This is a genomic window from Micromonospora orduensis (assembly GCF_006228125.1).
In the GTDB taxonomy this organism is placed as follows: domain Bacteria; phylum Actinomycetota; class Actinomycetes; order Mycobacteriales; family Micromonosporaceae; genus Micromonospora; species Micromonospora orduensis.
In genome coordinates, this window is record NZ_VDFY01000022.1 from 1 (window position 1) to 2,157 (window position 2,157).

A 2,157-nucleotide genomic window follows, 5' to 3' on the forward strand; every position below is an offset into this window, starting at 1 on the left:
TGTCAACGCCGCCTCAACCCTGACCACCGTGGTCCGGCTGAAAGTGGACCACCTCGGGTTGGTTGATCTTTAGTCGTTTGTCTTGGTGGCCGGTGGGACGCGGCCGAGGTCGCGGTCTTTGAGTCGGTAGCTGTCGCCCTTCATCGAGATGACTTCGGCGTGGTGGACGAGGCGGTCGATCATGGCTGCGGCGACGACGTCATCGCCGAAGACTTCGCCCCATCTGCCGAAGGGCTTGTTCGAGGTGACGATGAGGCTGGCGCGTTCGTAGCGGTTGGAGACCAGTTGGAAGAACAGGTTCGCGGCTTCGGCTTCGAAGGGGATGTAGCCGACCTCGTCGACGATCAGTAGCGGGATCCGTCCGAGTTTGACCAGTTCGTCTTGCAGGCGCCCGGCGTGGTGGGCGTCGGCGAGGCGGGATACCCATTGGGCGGCGGTGGCGAACGCGACGCGGTGTCCGGCCTGGCAGGCCCGGATCCCGAGGCCGATGGACAGGTGGGTTTTGCCAGTGCCGGGCGGGCCCAAGAAGACGACGTTCTCTTTCGACGCCACGAAGTCCAGGGTGCCCAGATGACCGATCGTCTCCCGTTTGAGGGAGCGTTGGTGCTCGAAGTCGAACTCCTCCAGGCTCTTGCGGGCCGGGAAGCGGGCTGCGCGGATGCGTCCTTCACCGCCGTGGGCTTCCCGGGCGGCGACCTCGCGTTGCAGGCAGGCGGCGAGGAACTCCTCATGCGTCCACGACTCCGCCCGAGCCCGCTCAGCCAGACGCTCGACCGACGCCGCGAGGGATGGTGCTTTCAGTGCGCGGGTGAGGAACGCGATCTCGGAGGACACGTTGCGGTTGTTGGTTTTGGTGGCCATCACGCAGCCACCTCGTCCAGGCCGAACATCCGGTCGTAATCGGCCAGCCGGCGGTGCTCGACCTCAGTCGTGACTGCTGGCGCCGGTGCCTGCCGGGCAGCCGTGCGCAGGTCGGCGGCGGCCTGGCGGTGAGCTGGATCGGTGATGCTCTGATGCTTGGCCCAGCACCGGGCATGCCGGGCCACCAGACGGCCGTCGCAGAACACCTCCATCTGGGCTGCGGTGGCGGTGACCTCGACACGACGCCCGACGACGGAGGGATGCACTGAGTAGTCGTTACTGTCCAACCGGACGTAATGATCGCGAGGCAACCGTGTGGTCTGCCGCCAGCCGACCACCGGCGGCACTGGCGGCAGCGACAGCATCGCGGCCCGGTCGGCGTCCCACCGCTCGGCCGGGCGGCAGCCCAACATCCGGTGTTGGCGGTTGTTCGCCCGCACCAGCCACTCGGTGAGCTGGGTATTGAAGTCCTGCGGCGAGGCGAACCGGCGCCCGGGCAGGAACGACGTCTCGAGATAGCCGTTGGCTCTCTCGACCAGGCCCTTGGCCTCGGGGTCCGCCGGCCGGCATTGGATCACCTTGATGCCGAGAGTCCCGCGGAAGGCGTTCATCGCCTCGGTCAACTGCGGCCGACCAGCCCGCCACTGCCCGACCGCGGACTCGTTGTCCCAGACCAACGCCTTGGGCGTCCGGTCCCAACCGGAGATCAACGTCCAGTGCCCGGCCAGCAGATCCGGCGACTGCCGCGACGGGATCATCACCGCCGACAGCCACCGCGAATACCCCGACACCATCACCAACACCGGTGGCCTGCCGACCTGCCCGAAACCCAAGGCCACATCCGCCGGCGGGAACCACAAATCACACTGCGCCAACTCACCGGGCAGATAATCAGTGCGCTGGGCCGGGTCCGGACGGCGGAACAACGGCCGCAGCTGCTGCACCCGATCGCAGAACACCGTCTTGCCCCGGGTCCACCCGACCCGTTCCATGATCACCGTCGAGGGCATCTCCGGGAACTCCGCCAACAACACCCTGATCTGCGGCTCGACCGCGTCCACGATCGAGCCCTTCGCCGCCCGCTGATACCGCGGCGGCTCATCACTGGCCAGGGCCTTCTTCACGGTGTTGCGAGACATCCTCAACCGCCGTGCGATGGCCTGAATCGCCATGCCCTCCGACCGCCGCAGCCGCCGGATCTCCGCCCAGTCCTCCACGCTCAGCACCTCCCGATGCTTCAGGAGGTGGTCCCGATTCAGCCGGAACCACGTGGTCAGTTTTCAGGCGGAGCCGACA

Annotated in this window: 2 protein-coding genes; both read right to left on the reverse strand. The window is 67.1% G+C overall.

Going from position 1 to position 2,157, the window contains the following annotated elements; all coding sequences use genetic code 11:
- Nucleotides 1-69: 69 nt before the first annotated feature.
- Nucleotides 70-861 (reverse strand): IS21-like element helper ATPase IstB, encoded by a 792-nt coding sequence (gene istB, locus FHG89_RS00140; RefSeq protein ID WP_139581816.1) that lies wholly within the window; start codon nt 859-861, stop codon nt 70-72.
- Nucleotides 861-2,087, reverse strand: coding sequence for an IS21 family transposase (gene istA, locus FHG89_RS00145; RefSeq protein ID WP_139581817.1), 1,227 nt, complete (start codon nt 2,085-2,087; stop codon nt 861-863). Before istA ends, istB begins: the two co-directional genes overlap by 1 nt.
- Nucleotides 2,088-2,157 lie beyond the last annotated feature (70 nt).